Below are 15,899 nucleotides of genomic sequence, written 5' to 3' on the forward strand. Positions count from 1 at the left end.
CTGCGAGAGAACAACCATGTGGCCGAACCGTCGATTGATCGATCTCTTCAAGACCGAATCCCCGATCGTGCTGGCGCCGATGGCCGGCGTGATGGACGCGGAGCTGGTGATCGCCGTTGCGCAAGGCGGAGGCCTGGGCTCGCTGCCGAGCGCGATGCTGTCGCCGGAGAAAGCGCGCGAGCAGGTCAACATCATCCGGCAGCGCGTCTCCACGCCGGTCAACATGAACTTCTTCTGCCACACACCGGTCGAGCTCACGGCCGAGGCGGAGACGCGCTGGAAGCAGCGCCTCGCGGGCTACTACCGCGAGCATGGCCTCGATCCCGCCGCACCCATCAATGCCGCGAACCGCGCGCCGTTCGACGCCGGCTTCTGCGAGGTCGTGGAGGAGCTGAAGCCCGAGATCGTCAGCTTCCACTTCGGCCTGCCGGAGGCCGCGCTGCTCAAGCGGGTCAAGGCGGCCGGCTGTCTGGTCATCTCTTCGGCGACGACGGTGAGGGAAGCGGTCTGGCTCGAGCAGCACGGCGCTGACGCGGTGATCGCACAAGGCGCGGAAGCTGGCGGACATCGCGGCATGTTCCTGACCGACAAGATCTCGGAGCAGCCCGGCACCTTTGCGCTGGTGCCGCAGGTGGTCGACGCGGTGAAGGTCCCAGTGATTGCGGCCGGCGGCGTTGCGGATGGCCGCGGCATTGCAGCCGCCTTCGCGCTCGGCGCGGCCGGCGTGCAGATCGGAAGTGCCTATCTGCGCTGCCCGGAATCCAAGGTCAGTGCGGCGGCCCGTGCGGCGCTCGCCGAGGGACAGGATGATTCCACCGTCATTACCAATGTCATGACCGGGCGGCCGGCGCGCGGCGTTCAGAACCGCCTGATGCGCGAGGCCGGCCCGATTTCGACGGACGCGCCGCCATTTCCCCACGCCGCAACGGCGCTGGGACCGCTCAAGGCTGCGGCCGAGAAGCAGGGCAGGGTGGATTTCACCAATCTCTGGGCCGGGCAGGCGATCGGCCTGGGCCGCGAGGTCCCGGCAGCTGAACTGACCCGCGATCTCGCCAAATCGGCGCTTGCCCGGATGAAGGCGTTGGCCGGATAGGTCCCTAAAGCGCGATGAGCTTCGGGCGAAGCCTGATCGTGCTTTTGGTTCTTGTTTGCGCATGATCTTTTCGGAAAACCGCTTCATACTTTTCCGGATCATGCGCTGGCGCCGGTTGCGGCGCAAAAGCGGCCTCTGCTATACGGCACATAGGTTTTGCCGTGAGAGGCCTTATATAATGTCCGTCGACGCCGCTACCGTCCGCCGCATCGCGCATCTGGCGCGCATTGCGGTTTCCGAGGGCGAGGTTCCGCATCTGCAGGGCGAGCTCAACGCCATGCTCGCCTTTGTCGAGCAGCTCTCGGAGGTCAATGTCGAGGGCGTGGAGCCCATGACCTCGGTCACCCCGATGCAGATGAAAAAGCGGCAGGATTTGGTCAATGACGGCGAGATCGCCGACGATATCGTTGCCAACGCGCCCGCGATCGAAGGCCACTTCTTTTTGGTGCCGAAGGTCGTCGAGTAACTTTTAGGACGTGGTCCGATGTGCATGCTTTGCGACGACGAGAAGGCCTATCAGGCTTACATGAACTATCTCGACAAGATGGAGCGGCAGGGCAAGGCTGCCGACCCCAACGTCGCCGTCAATGCCGTGCTCGACGAGATCGAGGCGGCTGCGAAAGCGGCCGCCAAGAAAGACGACCCGGCCAACGACAAATCCCTGTCTCCGTTCTTCTGCAGCCCGATCAATAAATGACCGATTTGACATCGCTGACGCTCGCGGAGGCCCGCAAGGGCCTCGCGGCAAAGACTTTCACGTCCCTCGAGCTGACCGACGCGCATCTGAACGCGATCGAAGCCGCGCGCGTGCTCAATGCTTTCGTCATGGAGACGCCCGACCGCGCGCGCGACATGGCGAAGGCCGTCGACGAGAAGATCGCCAAGGGTGACGCGGGGCCGCTCGCCGGCATTCCGCTCGGGATCAAGGACCTGTTCGCGACCAAGGGCGTGCGCACCACGGCGTGCTCGAAAATCCTCGGCAACTTCGTGCCGACTTACGAGTCCACGATCACCTCGCAGCTGTGGCGCGATGGCGCGGTGATGCTGGGCAAGCTCAACAATGATGAGTTCGCGATGGGCTCGTCGAACGAGACCTCGTGCTTCGGCCCGGTCGGCAATCCCTGGCGGCGTGATGGCTCCAACACGACGCTGGTGCCGGGCGGCTCGTCTGGCGGCTCGGCCTCCGCCGTGGCGGCTCTGCTCTGCATGGGCGCGACCGCGACCGACACCGGCGGCTCGATCCGCCAGCCGGCGGCGTTCACCGCGACCGTCGGCATCAAGCCGACCTATGGCCGCTGCTCGCGCTGGGGCATCGTCGCCTTTGCCTCCTCGCTGGACCAGGCTGGTCCGATCGCGCGCAGCACGCGCGATGCCGCGATGCTGCTGCGCTCGATGGCTGGCCACGATCCCAAGGACACGACCTCGGTCGACATAGCCGTGCCGGACTACGAGGCCGCGATCGGCAAGTCCGTGAAGGGCATGAAGATCGGCATTCCCAAGGAATACCGTCTCGACGGCATGCCGGCCGAGATCGAAAAGCTTTGGGAAGCGGGCGCGGCCTGGCTGAAAGCGGCCGGGGCCGAGCTCGTTGAAGTGTCACTGCCGCACACCAAATACGCGTTGCCGGCCTATTACATCGTGGCGCCGGCGGAGGCGTCCTCCAACCTCGCGCGCTATGACGGCGTGCGCTTCGGCCTGCGCGAGCAGGGCCGGAACGTCAACGAACTCTACGAGAACACCCGTGCAGAAGGTTTTGGCGCTGAGGTGAAGCGCCGCGTCATGATCGGCACCTACGTGCTCTCGGCCGGCTATTACGACGCCTATTATTTGCGCGCCCAGAAGGTGCGCACGCTGATCAAGAAGGACTTTGAGGATTGCTTCGCCAAGGGCGTCGACGCGATCCTGACGCCGGCGACGCCGTCGGCGGCCTTCGGCATCGGCGAGAAAGGCGGCGCGGACCCCGTCGAGATGTACCTCAACGACATCTTCACGGTGACCGTGAACATGGCGGGCCTGCCGGGCATCGCTGTGCCCGCCGGCAAGGATGCGCAGGGCCTGCCGCTCGGCCTGCAGCTGATCGGCCGTCCCTTCGACGAGGAGACGCTGTTCTCGCTCGGCGAGGTGATCGAGCAGGCCGCCGGCCGCTTCACGCCGGCGAAATGGTGGTGAAGATGGCGGCGTATATCGCCAGCCTCGACGGCGCCGCGCCGCCGCCGGACCTCAGCGCTCCACTTGCCGCACTATGGTGGGCCGCCAAGGGCGACTGGGACGAGGCGCACAAGATCGTCCAGGACGAGAGCGGCCGCGCGGCCGCCTGGGTGCACGCCTATCTGCACCGGGTCGAGGGCGACCTCGGCAACGCCGGCTATTGGTACCGCCAGGCCGGCCAGCCCGTGGCAACGGATTCATTACAGGCAGAGTGGGAGCGGATCGCTGCCACGCTGCTCGGGAGCAAGCCATGAACGAACCTGCCGCACCCCACAAACTTCTCAAGGGCTCAACCGGTGACTGGGAGATGGTCATCGGCCTGGAGGTCCACGCTCAGGTGACGTCGAACGCGAAGCTGTTCTCCGGCGCCTCCACCGCATTCGGCGGCGAGCCGAACTCGCATGTGTCGCTGGTCGACGCGGCGATGCCGGGCATGCTGCCTGTGATCAATGAGGAATGCGTCAGACAAGCTGTCCGGACCGGCCTCGGGCTGAACGCGCAGATCAATCTGCGCTCGGTGTTCGATCGCAAGAACTATTTCTATCCAGACTCGCCGCAGGGCTACCAGATCAGCCAGTACAAGTCGCCGATCGTCGGCGAAGGCGAGGTCGTGGTCGAACTGGACGGCGGCAAGACCGCCACCATCGGCATCGAGCGGCTGCATCTGGAACAGGACGCCGGCAAATTGCTGCACGATCAGTCGCCGACCATGTCCTATGTCGATCTCAACCGCTGCGGCGTAGCGCTGATGGAGATCGTGTCGAAACCCGACATCCGCGATGCCGAGCAGGCCAAGGCCTATGTGACCAAGCTGCGCTCGATCCTGCGCTATCTCGGCACCTGCGACGGCGACATGGAGAAGGGATCCTTGCGCGCCGACGTCAACGTCTCCGTGCGCAAGCCCGGCGCGCCGCTGGGCACCCGCTGCGAGATCAAGAACATGAACTCGATCAATTTCATCGGCCAGGCGATCGAGTACGAGGCCCGGCGCCAGATCGAAATCCTCGAGGACGGCGGCGCGATCGACCAGGAGACCCGGCTCTACGACCCCAACAAGGGCGAGACGCGGTCGATGCGGTCCAAGGAAGAGGCGCACGACTATCGCTACTTCCCCGATCCCGACCTGCTGCCGCTGGAGTTTTCGCAAAGCTTCGTCGACGAGTTGAAGGCTGAGCTGCCCGAGCTGCCGGACCAGAAGAAGACGCGCTTCGTCGCGGATCTCGGCCTGTCGGCCTACGACGCCAGCGTGCTGGTCGCCGAGCGCGAGAGTGCCGTGTTCTACGAGACCGTGTTGGAGAAACTCGCCAACCGCGCGCGCGACGGCAAGGTCGCCGCGAACTGGGTGATCAACGAGCTGTTCGGTCGTCTCAACAAGGAAGGCCGGGATATTACGGACTCTCCGGTCGATGCCGCACAGCTCTCAGGGATCATCGACCTGATCGGCGAGGGTACGATCTCCGGCAAGATCGCCAAGGATCTGTTCGAGATCGTCTGGCAGGAGGGCGGCGATCCCCGCGCATTGGTCGAAAGCCGCGGCATGAAGCAGGTCACGGATCTTTCGGCGATCGAAAAGGTTGTCGACGACATCATCGCGGCCAATCCCGACAAGGCGGCGCAGGTCAAGGACAAGCCGCAGTCACTCGGCTGGTTCGTCGGCCAGGTGATGAAGGCATCCGGCGGCAAGGCCAACCCGCAGAGCGTCAACGAGCTGCTCAAGTCCAAGCTCGGCATCTGACCTCGCGCGTTCGAACGAGGTGACGGACAGGCGTCGTCACCTCGCTTTCGGTTCGCGATGCGACGCTCGCGCACATCCTCTGCGACGAACTTCATCCCGATCGAACGCGATACGCCGACCGAATCGCCGTCACGCGATTCGCGCAAAACGGCGACTTGCACGCGCTCTGACGAGCGCCCGCGCCGTTAATCATGAAAATATTTTCGTTGCCAAAAGTCGCGACTCAGAGTCCGCGAAGCGCCTTCGCGAGGCGCTCGCGCGATCGGCAGGATGCATCATTGCAACGATCGCGCGCGATGCACGCGTGCAAGAAAATACTTGCTGCATAGTGTTTTTCTACAATCGCATCTTTTGCAAACGTCGATGCAGCGGGCACTCTCTGCGATCGCAAGCACACCTCATGCAGTCCGTTTGCATCGCGTTCGCCAGCGCAGGCGCGTTTCGCCGTCAACACTTCTTTAAGCGAGACGCTGTTTTTTTCGTTGTGTTGGTGTATTCGGGATGAGTGTGCACTCGATCCCCGACTGCATGCAGCGATTAAGCCATCTCACACATCGGAGGGCAACATGGCCAAGAAAGCTAAGAAGGCAAAGAAGGCGAAGAAGGCGAAGAGCGCAGTGAAGAAGACTGCGAAGAAGACCCGCAAGGTCGCCAAGAAGAAGTAACTTCGCTTTTTGAAGTTGCCGGCTCCTAGAGAGCCGGCACGTCATCAGCGCCTCTCAAAAGGTTCTGGTCGACGATAGAGGGTGTCGGCGAGACATCAGGTCAACGGTCGGATCGTTCTCTTCGCGGGTTCGCTCGCTAAGCCCGGTCCGGCAGAAGAAACAAGTTTTCTTCGTTCGGTGCGGCTCTCCGTAAGGGGCTCCGCAATTTCACAGGCGGCCTTCGGCCAACGTGGAATCTGGTCCTGACGTGTTCGCCGACGCCCTCGTTCTCATGAGGCCGGGGTATTGCCGGCATTCCCATATCCCGACATTGTTGATCTGACCGCGATGTGGCCGTTCTGCCCTTGAGCAGTCAGGGTTGTCGCATATGACGTCAGCGGCGCCTGAGCGAGCACCTCGTCCTTCGAGAGGACCGCTTAGCGGTCCCCTCCGGATGAGGCTCGGCTGCATCCATCTACGTTGATGCTGCCGCATCCTCATCCCTCATCCTGAGGGCCCGCCGCAGGCGGGCGTCTCGAAGGATGGCCGCAGTCGAGCTTCCAGCCATATACTTCTTCATATGCGCGCCCTGCTTGAGCAGGGAGGCTGCAGCGCAATTGCAGGCAGTTCGCGCACCTCTTCTCCATTCGCGGTGTCATCGCCCGGCTCCGACCGGGCGATCCAGTACCCCGCAGCTTCTCGTGGGACCATTGCTGTCTCTGGAATACGGTGACGACAGCAGGCGGGGACACCACAGGACGCGCGTCACCGTGCGCAATGGTTATCGTTCTCCCAAAATCCCAAGGTAAACCGAATCTGACGAATTGCAGAAGTCCCTGCAAAATAGGGATTTCTTGCATTTGTCGTGCGCGCCTGGCGCGGGCGCGTTTACGTCTGCTTCATCGCGATACTTAAACTGCCATTCAAATTTGCCCGCCATCATTACCTCCAACAAGCCGGCAAACGGCACGGGCAAAAAGCCTCGGGGATGAGTTGAACAGTTGATCGGACGGGAGCCGCGCTCGGGGGACGAGACGGCATAAGAAAAAAGGGGATGCGTTATGTTTCAGGGTACTTTCGATCTGGAGACCGCGACGCCGATCGACGCAGGCGCGCTGTCGGACGTGCTGTTCGAGCGCGGCCTCTATTGGGCGAGCGGACGCGCCGGCCTCGTCGATCTCGTCGCCGCGCACAAATGGTTCAACCTCGCCGCGCTCAAGGGCCGCAAGGACGCCGTGACGCTGCGCCAGGAAGTCGCCGGGCAGATGTCGGATGCCGATATCTCAGCCGCCCAGCGCGAGGCGAGGGCCTGGGTCTCCGCCCACTGAGCGGTGAATCACGTCCCGGCGGTCGTTTCGCAGGCGAACCTGATTTTCGCTAATCGGTTCCCTCGTGGTCCGCCATCCGGATTCGGAGCGGCGTGAGCGATCCCGACGAGATGACTGGGCGCAGATCAGAGGCGGCGGATTCAGATCGCGCCCTTGCACTATGATCTGGGATACTTCGACCCGGAGCAGAAAACCCTGCAACCTCTCGACAACCCGTTCGGCACGAGGCCGTCACCCATGTCTTAGGTACGTTCCGTTACCCATGTCTTCGGGCCGGACAGCTGCGGAGTGGCGGAGAGGGAGGGATTCGAACCCTCGATACAGCTTGAGACCGTATGACGCTTTAGCAAAGCGTTGCCTTCAGCCACTCGGCCACCTCTCCGGTGCGAGCCTTATGCATCTAATTACTTGGGCTGGTCAATTTGGAAGCGTGTGTTTTTGCTCGAATATTCCCAGCGAATTCCGAAACCAGGCGGTTTGCTCTCGGGCCGAGAACGTAACGCCGCGATAACGGACGCCAAGCTGGAGGTTCTGGCGCTTGTATTAAGAGTGGTTCTGGCGCGGACAAAGGCTCCCTTCATCCATATAAACGATTGATTTTGCTTTCAAATTGGATCAGATGGCCCGCGTGTGGGACGACTGCCTTCGTCGCCGACCGCCTCTATCAAGTGATTCATTTGCAAGCGATTGATTTGATTGTCTCTTTCCGCGATTCGCCACAAACTAGAGCGGTGATTGCCCCTCGGATCGGCCGACGGGGTCCCGTGTCAGGGCTGCGGGAAGGACGCTCTCACAATTAGTCGGGATAACTCGCTCGCCGGCCGAGGATCTGCCCCGTCGCGCCAGGCGTCGCCGCAACCAGGGAGGGCCTTGACTGGCGATTTCTCTTTCCGTGGAAACGGCCTTGGAAATCAAAGCAGGGACGATCTGGCACGCTGTTTCATTCTTCAACTGTCAGGACTCCGCCGCTACGGATCTCATCTTACAATAGTCAGGACGTAGAGCATCCAGCTGGGTAGCTCACTGCGAGATATCGATAGGCAATATCCCGATCGCTTCGAGACGTACGCGTTTTCAATCGGTCCTGACGACAACAGCGATCTCCGCAAGCGGCTCGAAGAGTCATTTCATCGCTTTGTCGATTGCGAGACAAGCTCGACGGTGAAGTCCTGCAAGCGATCGACGATGCGCAGATCGATATTTTGTCGATCTTGCAGCCGCTTGATGGTCAGGCCAGCCAGTTCCCGAAGGACTGGCGCACGGCGAGTCCCTGGTTGATTCCACGATTCGGGCGCCCCAGACCCACAGCGAGGCGTCTCCACGAATGTGAGGGGCTGGTGCCGGAACTTTTGATGGCAGATTAAACCCGTCGAAAAAGATCAGCAGCTTCAAAGTGTTACAAAGTCGCCCTGATCACATCTGCGTGTTATTTGTGCAACACCCGTTGGAAAACACGCTCGATCGGCCGGTTCTGAAGCGTTCTGTTGTTGTGTGTGCAAGGGGGTTCGGTAATTGTGACTGAGCGACGGAGGGGGGCATCCCGAGGTCGTCCCGTCTTAGGTGGTTCGCTTAAGTAGACCATCGATACGAGGATGCGTTGATTTCCAACGTCTTTTCGCGGGTAGCTCAAACGGCTTTGTACGAGGAATTGTACGGAGCTTCAACTTGGAGGTTTCACATGAAGTTCAAGGGCCTTTTGCTCGGTTCCACGGCAGCACTGCTGGCCGTTGGGGGAGCACAAGCGGCTGATCTTCCCGTAAAGGCCAAAGCGGTCGAGTACGTGAAGATTTGTTCGCTCTACGGCGCGGGATTCTACTACATCCCGGGCACTGACACCTGCATCAAGCTCGGCGGTTATCTGCGCGCTGAAGTCGCGCTGGGCACCAACGGCGACTTCGCGGCGAACATGACGGGCGTCGGTGCGGCGCACAACCGCTACAGCAATTACTACACCATCCGTTCCCGTGAAGACCTCAACATCGACACGCGCACCGCGACCGAGTACGGCGTCGTCCGCACCTTCTTCGATGGCGTGTTCTCGTGGACCACGGGCGGCTACACCGGCGCTGGTACGACCGCGACCAACGGGGCGACCGCGTATGATGGAAGCAACCCCGCAGGTTCGGGCGCGGGCCAGGTCTCTGGTGGCTCGCTGGGCGTATACTATGCCTTCATCCAGTTCGCTGGCTTCACGATGGGTAAGGCCGTATCGCAGTTCGACGCGCCCTGGACCAACTACCCGGCCAACAACTTCGACAGCCTCGTCGGCGGCGGCGGCACGGTCACTGGTGTGAACCAGTTCACCTACACGGCTGACTTCGGCCAGGGTATCACGGCGTCGTTCTCGGCGCAGGATCAGGTCGCCTATATGCAGGCGGGCAACGTTAACCTCGGAATTCCTGGCACCACTGCGCTTGGTTCGGGGGCGACGGCAGCCGGCATTCTCGGCGGTGCGTACGGAGCCAGCAACATCGGCGGCTCGCGCTCGCCCGACCTGATTGCCATGGTCCGCGTTGACCAGGCTTGGGGTCTGTTCCAGGCTTCGGTCGCGGCGCATGATAACCATGCCGGTTATTACGGCGCGTTTGAAACTTCGGGTCATCCGGAAGACAAGTGGGGCTGGGCTGCTCAACTTGCCTTGTCGATCAAGAACATCCCGACCGGCGCCGGTGACACCCTCAACGTGCAGGCGGTCTATACGGACGGTGCAACCCGATACAACTTCCAGCCGACGTCCAGCGCTGGAACTTGGTCTGCTTTCGGCAGCACTGGTCTGGCCGGCGCTTATCAGAGCATCGGTATTGCGAGCGCTCCCGATACGGTGTTCGTGACCGGCGGCAGCCAGGAGACGATCAAAACCTGGGGCATGCGTGGCGGTTTCACGCACAACTGGGATCCCTACTGGAACTCCTCGGTCTATGGTGCCTACGCTCACGTGAGCTACTCGGGTGCTGCGGCAGGTGCAGTTTGCGCGAACTTCTTCGCAAACATCGCCACTGTGGCGGGCACGACCTGTAATCCGGACTTCAACATTGCTCAGCTGGGCTTCGTAACCCGCTGGACGCCGGTGAAGAACCTGACCTTCTCGGGCGACTTCAACTGGACGCGTCTCGATCAGAAGTACTCGGGCGCTTTGGTTATCCCCGCTGCTGGTCTGCCGGCTGTTGCCAAGCCGCCGGGCACTTACGAGTTCAAGGATCAGGACAGCTTCACGCTGCTGCTCCGCGCTCAGCGCAACTGGTAAGTTCGGTTTAAAAACCTAACCTCCAAGAGCCCTCGGCGGGAAACTGCCGGGGGCTTCTTGTATTGTTGATAGATGGTGGAAGTTATGGCTCTCGATCAGGTCCATCACCCGCAGCGACCAGAGGTGGTTGAACAAATCGTACGGGTGGTTCGATCCCTCGACTTCTTGATTTCCGAGGTTCAAGCCAAATGGGCAAGCGCGCTGAGCCTTACGGTGCCGCAATGGAACATGTTCGTCATTGTTGCAGAAGCCCATGAGCACGGTGGTCTGCCAGTGAAATCCGTTGCTGAAGCAATGCGGGTGAACTCCTCGTTTGTCGTCAACCAATCGAGACCGTTGGAACAGCTCGGTCTAATCCGTCGGAAAAATTCGAGCACCGATAAGCGATTGGTGTATCTTTCCGTGACCCCGAAGGGACTGAAGGAGCTGGGTGCTCTCGACGAGAGCAGAAGCGCCATCCGCGCCGCCATCAAAAAGGAAATGGGGGAGGCGGCGACGTTGCACACCATAGAGCTTTTGCAGCAGCTTGAGCGCTGTTTTGCGCGCTGCCGGTTGCGGTTGCAGATCGACGAATAGGACAAGAACGGACGGTCGCAATGATCATCTTTCCATTCGGGTTCTATGTCTTGGAAGGCAAGTTGCCGGTCTATCTCGGTAATGACTTAGAAGCGCAGAGAGCCATGCAGGCTTGGCTGGAAGCGAACCCTGATTGTGTCCAGTTGCGCCTGGACGTCATAGGGCCTGAGCAGCTTTTGACGAGATTCCTGGGTTTCGATGTACGCGGCCGGTCTGCCGCAATGGACCATGGGCCGCTTTTGTTCGAAACGACCTGCTGTGAAAAGGAAAAGATCACAGTGCGGCGCCTGTACCATGACTATGATGCGGCGCTCCGTGGTCATGCCGAACTGATTGAGATCAGCCGAAAAAGATTGCACTGACAGTTAGCCATGCAAAACGGAATCGCAGGGATTCCAATCTGCACGTTGTCTACAATCTAAACGGACGTATAGGTCTTAGACAAGCTCCCGTGGAGGACCTTCGTCGTGACCACTGCGCCGTTAATGACTTATCTCCGCGTTTCTACCGTAAGCGTAGCGCCGCGGCCCTTTAGATTGTCTGTGCGCGATCTTGGGAGCACCGTTAGAAGAGTCATCTTCTGCAAGGGTGCTCACAATGGACGACCATTCGGACGACATAAGACGACCATTGACACAGCGTATCGAAGTGTACGCCGGCGCAGGCCGTAAGCAGTGGCCGGATGATTTGAAGGCCCGGATTGTCGCGGAAAGCCTTGAGCCGGGCGCGGTTGTAACAGATATCGCACGCCGGCATGGCTGCCGGCCACAGCAGGTGCATGACTGGCGGCGCCGGGCGCGTTTAGGTCAACTGGTGCTGCCAGCTGCGGCGGGTGCACTGTCGTTTGTGCCGTTGGTGTCGGAATCGTCGCGTGCCGCGCCCTCCGGATCGCCGGAAGCAGCCGTTGTGACGGTTGAGCTCCAGGGGGCACGAGTTGAGGTGCGAGGGACGCCTGGACTTGCCGTGCTGAGTGATGTGTTTGTTGCGTTGCGCCGGACACGTTCATGCTGACGGCTCCCGCTGGCCTCATGATTTACGTTGCGACCCGACCTGTAGACTTCAGGAAGGGCGCGGATGGTCTGGCGCTGTTGGCGAAGGAGACGCTGGGCCACGATCCGATGAAGGGGGTGGCGGTGGTCTTCCGTGCGAAGCGCGCTGATCGGGTGAAGATCGTGGTCTGGGATGGTAGTGGCCTCGTGCTGTATTGGAAGCGGCTTGAGGGCAGCGCCTTCCAGTGGCCGCCGGTCGTTGACGGCGTCATGCGAATGAACGCGGCGCAGTTGTCCGCGCTTCTGGCCGGCATGGATTGGACACGCATGCATGCGCCTCGAATCCCGCAGCCGAAAGCGCTTGCGTAGGACATAAAATCTTCGCTGCATCGGGGCGCGAAGCATGGCAGACTCGGGCCAATGAGTGATTTGCCTGATGAACTGCCGAGCGATCCAGCCGAGTTGCGCGTCTTTGCCGCGGCTCTGCTGGATCGCTGCGCCAGGCTCGAGCGGTTGCTCAAGCTTGCAAAAGACGCGCAGTTCGGTCGATCGTCGGAAAAGCTTGACGGTGATCAGCTCCAGCTTGTTCTGGAGGATATCGATCAGGCTGTCGCGGCTCTCGAAGCAGCCGAGGACCGCGCCAATCCCAAAACACGCGAGAAGAGAGCTGCCGAGCGCAGGGCCAATCGTGGCAAGCTGCCGGAGCATTTGCCGCGCATCATCGAGACCCTGATGCCCGCTGCAACCTGCTGCCCGTGCTGCGCAGGCGACCTTTTTGAGATCGGTCACGATGAGAGCCAGAGGCTGGACGTCGTACCGGCGCAGTATCGCGTTATCGTCACCCGCCGCCCCAAACTGGCCTGCCGCGCCTGTCACGGCGTCGTCCTCCAGCATGCTGCTCCCGAGCGATTGATCAGGGGAGGACTGCCGACCGAGCGGCTCGTCGCGCATGTGATCGATGCCAAGTATCATTGGCATTTGCCGCTTTACTGCCAGACGCAGATGCTGGCGACGCACGGTATCGCCATCGACCGTTCCACGCTCGCCTTCTGGGTCGGCTACGCCGCCCAGGAATTGAAGCCCTTGTGGCATCGCCTGCGCGAGCTTCTACTCGCCTCTCCGAAGCTCTGTGTCGATGAGACCCCGGCGCCGGTGCTGGATCCCGGGCGCGGCAGGACCAAAACCGGCTACTTCTGGGCGCTGTCGCGCGATGACAGGCCTTGGGCCGGGCCTGATCCGCCCGGCGTGGTCTATGCCTATGCACCAGGCCGCGGCGCCGTTCATGGCTTGCGACTGCTCGAAGGCTATCGCGGCATCATCCACTGCGACGGCTATCAGGCTTACAAGACCATGATGCGAGAGACGCGTGCGGACGCCTTGTCCGGGACGCTCGCATTCTGCTGGTCGCATCTCCGGCGCCAGTTTGTGAAGATCGAGCGCGAGGCTTCGCCGGCGCCGGCGCCGGTTGCCCGCGAGGCCCTCGAGCGCATCGCCCAGCTCTACGCGGTCGAGAAAGCCCGCCGTGGCCGATCTGACGCCGAGCGCCGCGCGGGCCGGCAGGCGCATGCCCGGCCGTTGGCTGCAGCCTTGAAGCAGTGGTTTGAGGCGAAGCTTGGTCACCTCGCGCAGAAGAGTGAGACGGCGAAAGCTTTACGCTATGCACTGCGTCATTGGGACGGCTTGACGCTCTACCTTGATGACGGGCGCATCGAAATGGACACCAACGCAGTGGAGCGTGCGATGCGGCCGATCAAGCTCAATGCCAAGAACGCCCTGTTCGCCGGGTGTGACGAGGGTGCTGAGAATTGGGCATTGCTGGCGTCGCTCATTGAGACCTGTAAGCTCAACGGCGTCAGCGCCGAGTATTGGCTTGCCGACGTTCTCGCAAAGCTCGTCAATGGCTGGCCGGCGGCACGGCTGGACGAACTGCTTCCCTGGGCATCCACCTATACGATGCATGCACAAGATCCGAGGCTTGCGGCATGAGCCTCAGCACGACCGCGGTCCGGATCAAGGTGACTCTCAAGGACGTGAAACCGGAGGTGATGCGATGCCTTGTCGTGCCGCTCACGCTGCGCCTTGATCGGCTGCATCTGACGCTTCAGGCGGCGTTTGGCTGGACGAATAGCCATCTCTTCGAGTTTTTGGCTGGCGAAGGACGTTGGGGTATCCCTGATCCCGATGGAGATTTTGGCCCTCAGCCCATCGATGCTCGCAAGACGCGGCTCTCCAATATCGTTCACGAGACCGGCGCGAAGACGATCCATTATCTCTACGACTTCGGCGACAGCTGGGATCACGTGATCAAGCTCGAAAAGTGGTTCGACAACACGACAACGGAGGGACTTCCCCTCTTGCTCGAGGCCGCCGGCCGTTGTCCTCCGGAAGATGTCGGCGGTGCGTCAGGCTATACCGAATACCTCGACGCCATCCGCGACCCCACCCATCCGGAGCACGAACAAATGCGCCTCTGGGGCCCTGAGCAGTTTGATCCCAACGTCGTCGACCGGAAGGCGCTCGAGGCCGCCGTCAACGCATTGTCGGAAATATGGAAGCCGCGCCGGCGCACCACGCGTTCAAAATAGACGTCAAGCACCAATCAAATGGGCCTCAGAGCGACGCTTACTTTCTACCTCTGCTCAAAGCCGCTCCGGCTTGGGCATTGAGGCCCAGCGGCAGACCCTGGCTCACTTCGCGTCCTCCGAGGGATACGAAGTCGCCCGCGAGTTCGTTGAGGTGGAGACGGGCAAAGGCTCGGATGCTCTGGACCGGAGGCCGCAGCTCAAGGCCGCGCTGGCTGCTGCACGGAAGCTCAGGTGCCACGTAGGAGTTGCGAAGCTCGACCGGCTCAGCCGTGATGTACACTTCATCTCCGGGCTAATGGCCCACAAGGTCCCTTTCGTGGTCGCTGAGCTTGGGCCCGACGTTGACCCATTCGTCCTGCACCTGTTCGCCGCCCTGGCCGAGAAGGAGCGTGCGCTGATCTCCACCCGCACACGGCAAGCCCTATCGGCCGCGAAGGCCCGCGGGGTTACACTGGGCAACCCTAAGCTCCACGTGGCCCGCAAGGGAGCTGTGGAAGCCGTAAAGGCCGAGGCCGACCGCTACGCTGCGAATGTGCTTCCCATCATCCGCGAGACACAGAAGGCGGGCGCGAGCACGCTCAGGCAGATAGCGGACGCGCTGAATGCGCGGGGTGTCCCCACGGCCCGAGGTGGCCAATGGCACGCCCAATCAGTCGCGAACATCCTTGAGCGGGCATAGAATGGGGCGGCCACGATGTTACTGGTTGGAACACTATTGGTGCTGCTCTCCACACTCCTCACTGCGTTCCAGGTCTCAAAGGGTCCCGGCGTGCTCCTCATCGTCGGCCTGTGGCTGATCTACCGCAGCGGTTGAGACCTGCCCGGCGCCCACGGGACACCACGTGAAACTTTGGGCCCCCTTTCCGGTAAGGGATCCTAATCTGGCATCATGCCCCGCCCCGGGTTCAAACTTCCTCGGGTTGAAGGGCGGCGGCGGCGGAGCTTAGGACTGCGGTGCCTCGCCCCTACGGTTGCGCCGAGCATAACGAAGGGCATTCGACCTTCAATCCACACACCGTCACGGTCATCGCTGGGATCGGGCTCATTTGTTGGGCGATGGGGGCAAGCAGATGGTCAAGGCGGCCATCGTGACCACCGTGTTCGCATTGGCCGCCGCAGGGCTATTCTCGCTGTTTTGAGCCCCTGGATCGGCCGCCTTCAGACTTACGGCTGCGGTGTCTCTTTGGGGGCCACAGGGAGTCGCCTCTCCCGGATAGGGCTACGGGGGTGTAGGCGCTCAGACGCCAAAGCGCCTCCACAGACTTCGCTGAGTCTCAACGTGATACACAAGGTTCTCCTTGGGACTCTCCCGAGGAAAGCCCAGGAGAGTCACTTGTGAGTCCGCTCGGCGGGGCTCTAACCCCACTGGGCCGCGCGGAAAACGCATCCAGAGTCGTTTCTGGTCGTTTGGGGACCTATGAGGCGGGCCGGGGCTCCCGGTTGCCAAACGCCCAATCCGCGATGTGATAATAATGCAACGCTGGAACCGAGCCACCG

Annotated in this window: 16 protein-coding genes and 1 tRNA gene; 16 read left to right on the forward strand and 1 reads right to left on the reverse strand. The window is 61.6% G+C overall.

All coding sequences use genetic code 11. The features are described from left to right. Nucleotides 1-16 precede the first annotated feature (16 nt). The 7 genes from RX329_RS20210 (at nt 17) to RX329_RS20240 (ending at nt 7,008) form a co-directional block, all read left to right on the forward strand. Entirely contained in the window at nt 17-1,093 is a 1,077-nt protein-coding gene (locus RX329_RS20210; RefSeq protein ID WP_085395638.1) for an NAD(P)H-dependent flavin oxidoreductase, read from the forward strand. A 178-nt stretch (nt 1,094-1,271) separates the two neighbouring features. Next, nucleotides 1,272-1,559, forward strand: coding sequence for an Asp-tRNA(Asn)/Glu-tRNA(Gln) amidotransferase subunit GatC (gatC, locus tag RX329_RS20215; protein ID WP_085383243.1), 288 nt, complete (start codon nt 1,272-1,274; stop codon nt 1,557-1,559). Between the two features lie 18 nt (nt 1,560-1,577). Then, on the forward strand, nt 1,578-1,790 hold the full coding sequence (locus tag RX329_RS20220; protein WP_007611210.1) for a hypothetical protein: 213 nt from the start codon (nt 1,578-1,580) through the stop codon (nt 1,788-1,790). Then, nucleotides 1,787-3,262: an Asp-tRNA(Asn)/Glu-tRNA(Gln) amidotransferase subunit GatA gene (gatA, locus tag RX329_RS20225; protein ID WP_085351415.1), complete on the forward strand. Its 1,476-nt coding sequence runs from the start codon at nt 1,787-1,789 to the stop codon at nt 3,260-3,262. The genes RX329_RS20220 and gatA overlap by 4 nt, the downstream gene beginning before the upstream one ends. Further along, on the forward strand, nt 3,253-3,555 hold the full coding sequence (locus tag RX329_RS20230; protein WP_085383246.1) for a hypothetical protein: 303 nt from the start codon (nt 3,253-3,255) through the stop codon (nt 3,553-3,555). Before gatA ends, RX329_RS20230 begins: the two co-directional genes overlap by 10 nt. After that, on the forward strand, nt 3,552-5,036 hold the full coding sequence (gatB, locus tag RX329_RS20235; protein ID WP_085395639.1) for an Asp-tRNA(Asn)/Glu-tRNA(Gln) amidotransferase subunit GatB: 1,485 nt from the start codon (nt 3,552-3,554) through the stop codon (nt 5,034-5,036). Before RX329_RS20230 ends, gatB begins: the two co-directional genes overlap by 4 nt. A 1,705-nt stretch (nt 5,037-6,741) precedes the next feature. Next, nucleotides 6,742-7,008: a hypothetical protein gene (locus tag RX329_RS20240; protein WP_085351418.1), complete on the forward strand. Its 267-nt coding sequence runs from the start codon at nt 6,742-6,744 to the stop codon at nt 7,006-7,008. 289 nt (nt 7,009-7,297) lie between these two features. Here the strand turns inward: RX329_RS20240 and RX329_RS20245 are convergent. Further along, nucleotides 7,298-7,390, reverse strand: a tRNA-Ser gene (locus tag RX329_RS20245). Between the two features lie 760 nt (nt 7,391-8,150). Between RX329_RS20245 and RX329_RS20250 the strand changes: the two genes are divergently transcribed. The 9 genes from RX329_RS20250 (at nt 8,151) to RX329_RS20290 (ending at nt 15,081) form a co-directional block, all read left to right on the forward strand. Next, nucleotides 8,151-8,372 carry a hypothetical protein gene (locus tag RX329_RS20250; protein ID WP_085383927.1) on the forward strand — a complete coding sequence of 74 codons (222 nt, stop codon included), beginning with the start codon at nt 8,151-8,153 and terminating at the stop codon, nt 8,370-8,372. Nucleotides 8,373-8,686: 314 nt separating this feature from the next. Then, nucleotides 8,687-10,252: a porin gene (locus RX329_RS20255; RefSeq protein WP_085395640.1), complete on the forward strand. Its 1,566-nt coding sequence runs from the start codon at nt 8,687-8,689 to the stop codon at nt 10,250-10,252. An 84-nt stretch (nt 10,253-10,336) separates the two neighbouring features. After that, complete coding sequence (locus tag RX329_RS20260; protein ID WP_161495143.1) at nt 10,337-10,828, forward strand: MarR family winged helix-turn-helix transcriptional regulator; 492 nt, start codon at nt 10,337-10,339, stop codon at nt 10,826-10,828. A 20-nt stretch (nt 10,829-10,848) separates the two neighbouring features. Then, nucleotides 10,849-11,190, forward strand: a complete 342-nt coding sequence (locus RX329_RS20265; RefSeq protein ID WP_085383923.1) for a hypothetical protein — start codon at nt 10,849-10,851, stop codon at nt 11,188-11,190. A gap of 235 nt (nt 11,191-11,425) precedes the next feature. Continuing rightward, the gene (gene tnpA, locus RX329_RS20270) at nt 11,426-11,839 is read left to right on the forward strand and encodes an IS66-like element accessory protein TnpA (protein WP_094183533.1); all 414 of its coding nucleotides are present in this window, start codon (nt 11,426-11,428) and stop codon (nt 11,837-11,839) included. Next, entirely contained in the window at nt 11,833-12,186 is a 354-nt protein-coding gene (tnpB, locus tag RX329_RS20275) for an IS66 family insertion sequence element accessory protein TnpB (protein ID WP_085394292.1), read from the forward strand. Before tnpA ends, tnpB begins: the two co-directional genes overlap by 7 nt. Before the next feature lie 51 nt (nt 12,187-12,237). After that, nucleotides 12,238-13,803 (forward strand): IS66 family transposase, encoded by a 1,566-nt coding sequence (gene tnpC, locus RX329_RS20280; protein WP_317244292.1) that lies wholly within the window; start codon nt 12,238-12,240, stop codon nt 13,801-13,803. Beyond that, on the forward strand, nt 13,800-14,402 hold the full coding sequence (locus RX329_RS20285) for a plasmid pRiA4b ORF-3 family protein (RefSeq protein WP_085394294.1): 603 nt from the start codon (nt 13,800-13,802) through the stop codon (nt 14,400-14,402). Before tnpC ends, RX329_RS20285 begins: the two co-directional genes overlap by 4 nt. A gap of 70 nt (nt 14,403-14,472) precedes the next feature. After that, nucleotides 14,473-15,081, forward strand: coding sequence for a recombinase family protein (locus tag RX329_RS20290; RefSeq protein ID WP_317246345.1), 609 nt, complete (start codon nt 14,473-14,475; stop codon nt 15,079-15,081). Nucleotides 15,082-15,899 lie beyond the last annotated feature (818 nt).

It is taken from the genome of Bradyrhizobium sp. BWC-3-1, from assembly GCF_032917965.1.
Taxonomy (GTDB): domain Bacteria; phylum Pseudomonadota; class Alphaproteobacteria; order Rhizobiales; family Xanthobacteraceae; genus Bradyrhizobium; species Bradyrhizobium canariense_D.

Bases quoted from the DNA above. Each gene is read 5' to 3' on its own strand.
- RX329_RS20220 (WP_007611210.1), top strand. From the start codon at position 1,578: ATGTGCATGCTTTGCGACGACGAGAAGGCCTATCAGGCTTACATGAAC.
- RX329_RS20210 (WP_085395638.1), top strand. From the start codon at position 17: ATGTGGCCGAACCGTCGATTGATCGATCTCTTCAAGACCGAATCCCCG.
- gatB (WP_085395639.1), top strand. From the start codon at position 3,552: ATGAACGAACCTGCCGCACCCCACAAACTTCTCAAGGGCTCAACCGGT.
- tnpC (WP_317244292.1), top strand. From the start codon at position 12,238: ATGAGTGATTTGCCTGATGAACTGCCGAGCGATCCAGCCGAGTTGCGC.
- RX329_RS20265 (WP_085383923.1), top strand. From the start codon at position 10,849: ATGATCATCTTTCCATTCGGGTTCTATGTCTTGGAAGGCAAGTTGCCG.
- RX329_RS20230 (WP_085383246.1), top strand. From the start codon at position 3,253: ATGGTGGTGAAGATGGCGGCGTATATCGCCAGCCTCGACGGCGCCGCG.
- RX329_RS20255 (WP_085395640.1), top strand. From the start codon at position 8,687: ATGAAGTTCAAGGGCCTTTTGCTCGGTTCCACGGCAGCACTGCTGGCC.
- RX329_RS20285 (WP_085394294.1), top strand. From the start codon at position 13,800: ATGAGCCTCAGCACGACCGCGGTCCGGATCAAGGTGACTCTCAAGGAC.
- gatA (WP_085351415.1), top strand. From the start codon at position 1,787: ATGACCGATTTGACATCGCTGACGCTCGCGGAGGCCCGCAAGGGCCTC.
- RX329_RS20260 (WP_161495143.1), top strand. From the start codon at position 10,337: ATGGCTCTCGATCAGGTCCATCACCCGCAGCGACCAGAGGTGGTTGAA.
- gatC (WP_085383243.1), top strand. From the start codon at position 1,272: ATGTCCGTCGACGCCGCTACCGTCCGCCGCATCGCGCATCTGGCGCGC.
- tnpA (WP_094183533.1), top strand. From the start codon at position 11,426: ATGGACGACCATTCGGACGACATAAGACGACCATTGACACAGCGTATC.
- RX329_RS20240 (WP_085351418.1), top strand. From the start codon at position 6,742: ATGTTTCAGGGTACTTTCGATCTGGAGACCGCGACGCCGATCGACGCA.
- tnpB (WP_085394292.1), top strand. From the start codon at position 11,833: ATGCTGACGGCTCCCGCTGGCCTCATGATTTACGTTGCGACCCGACCT.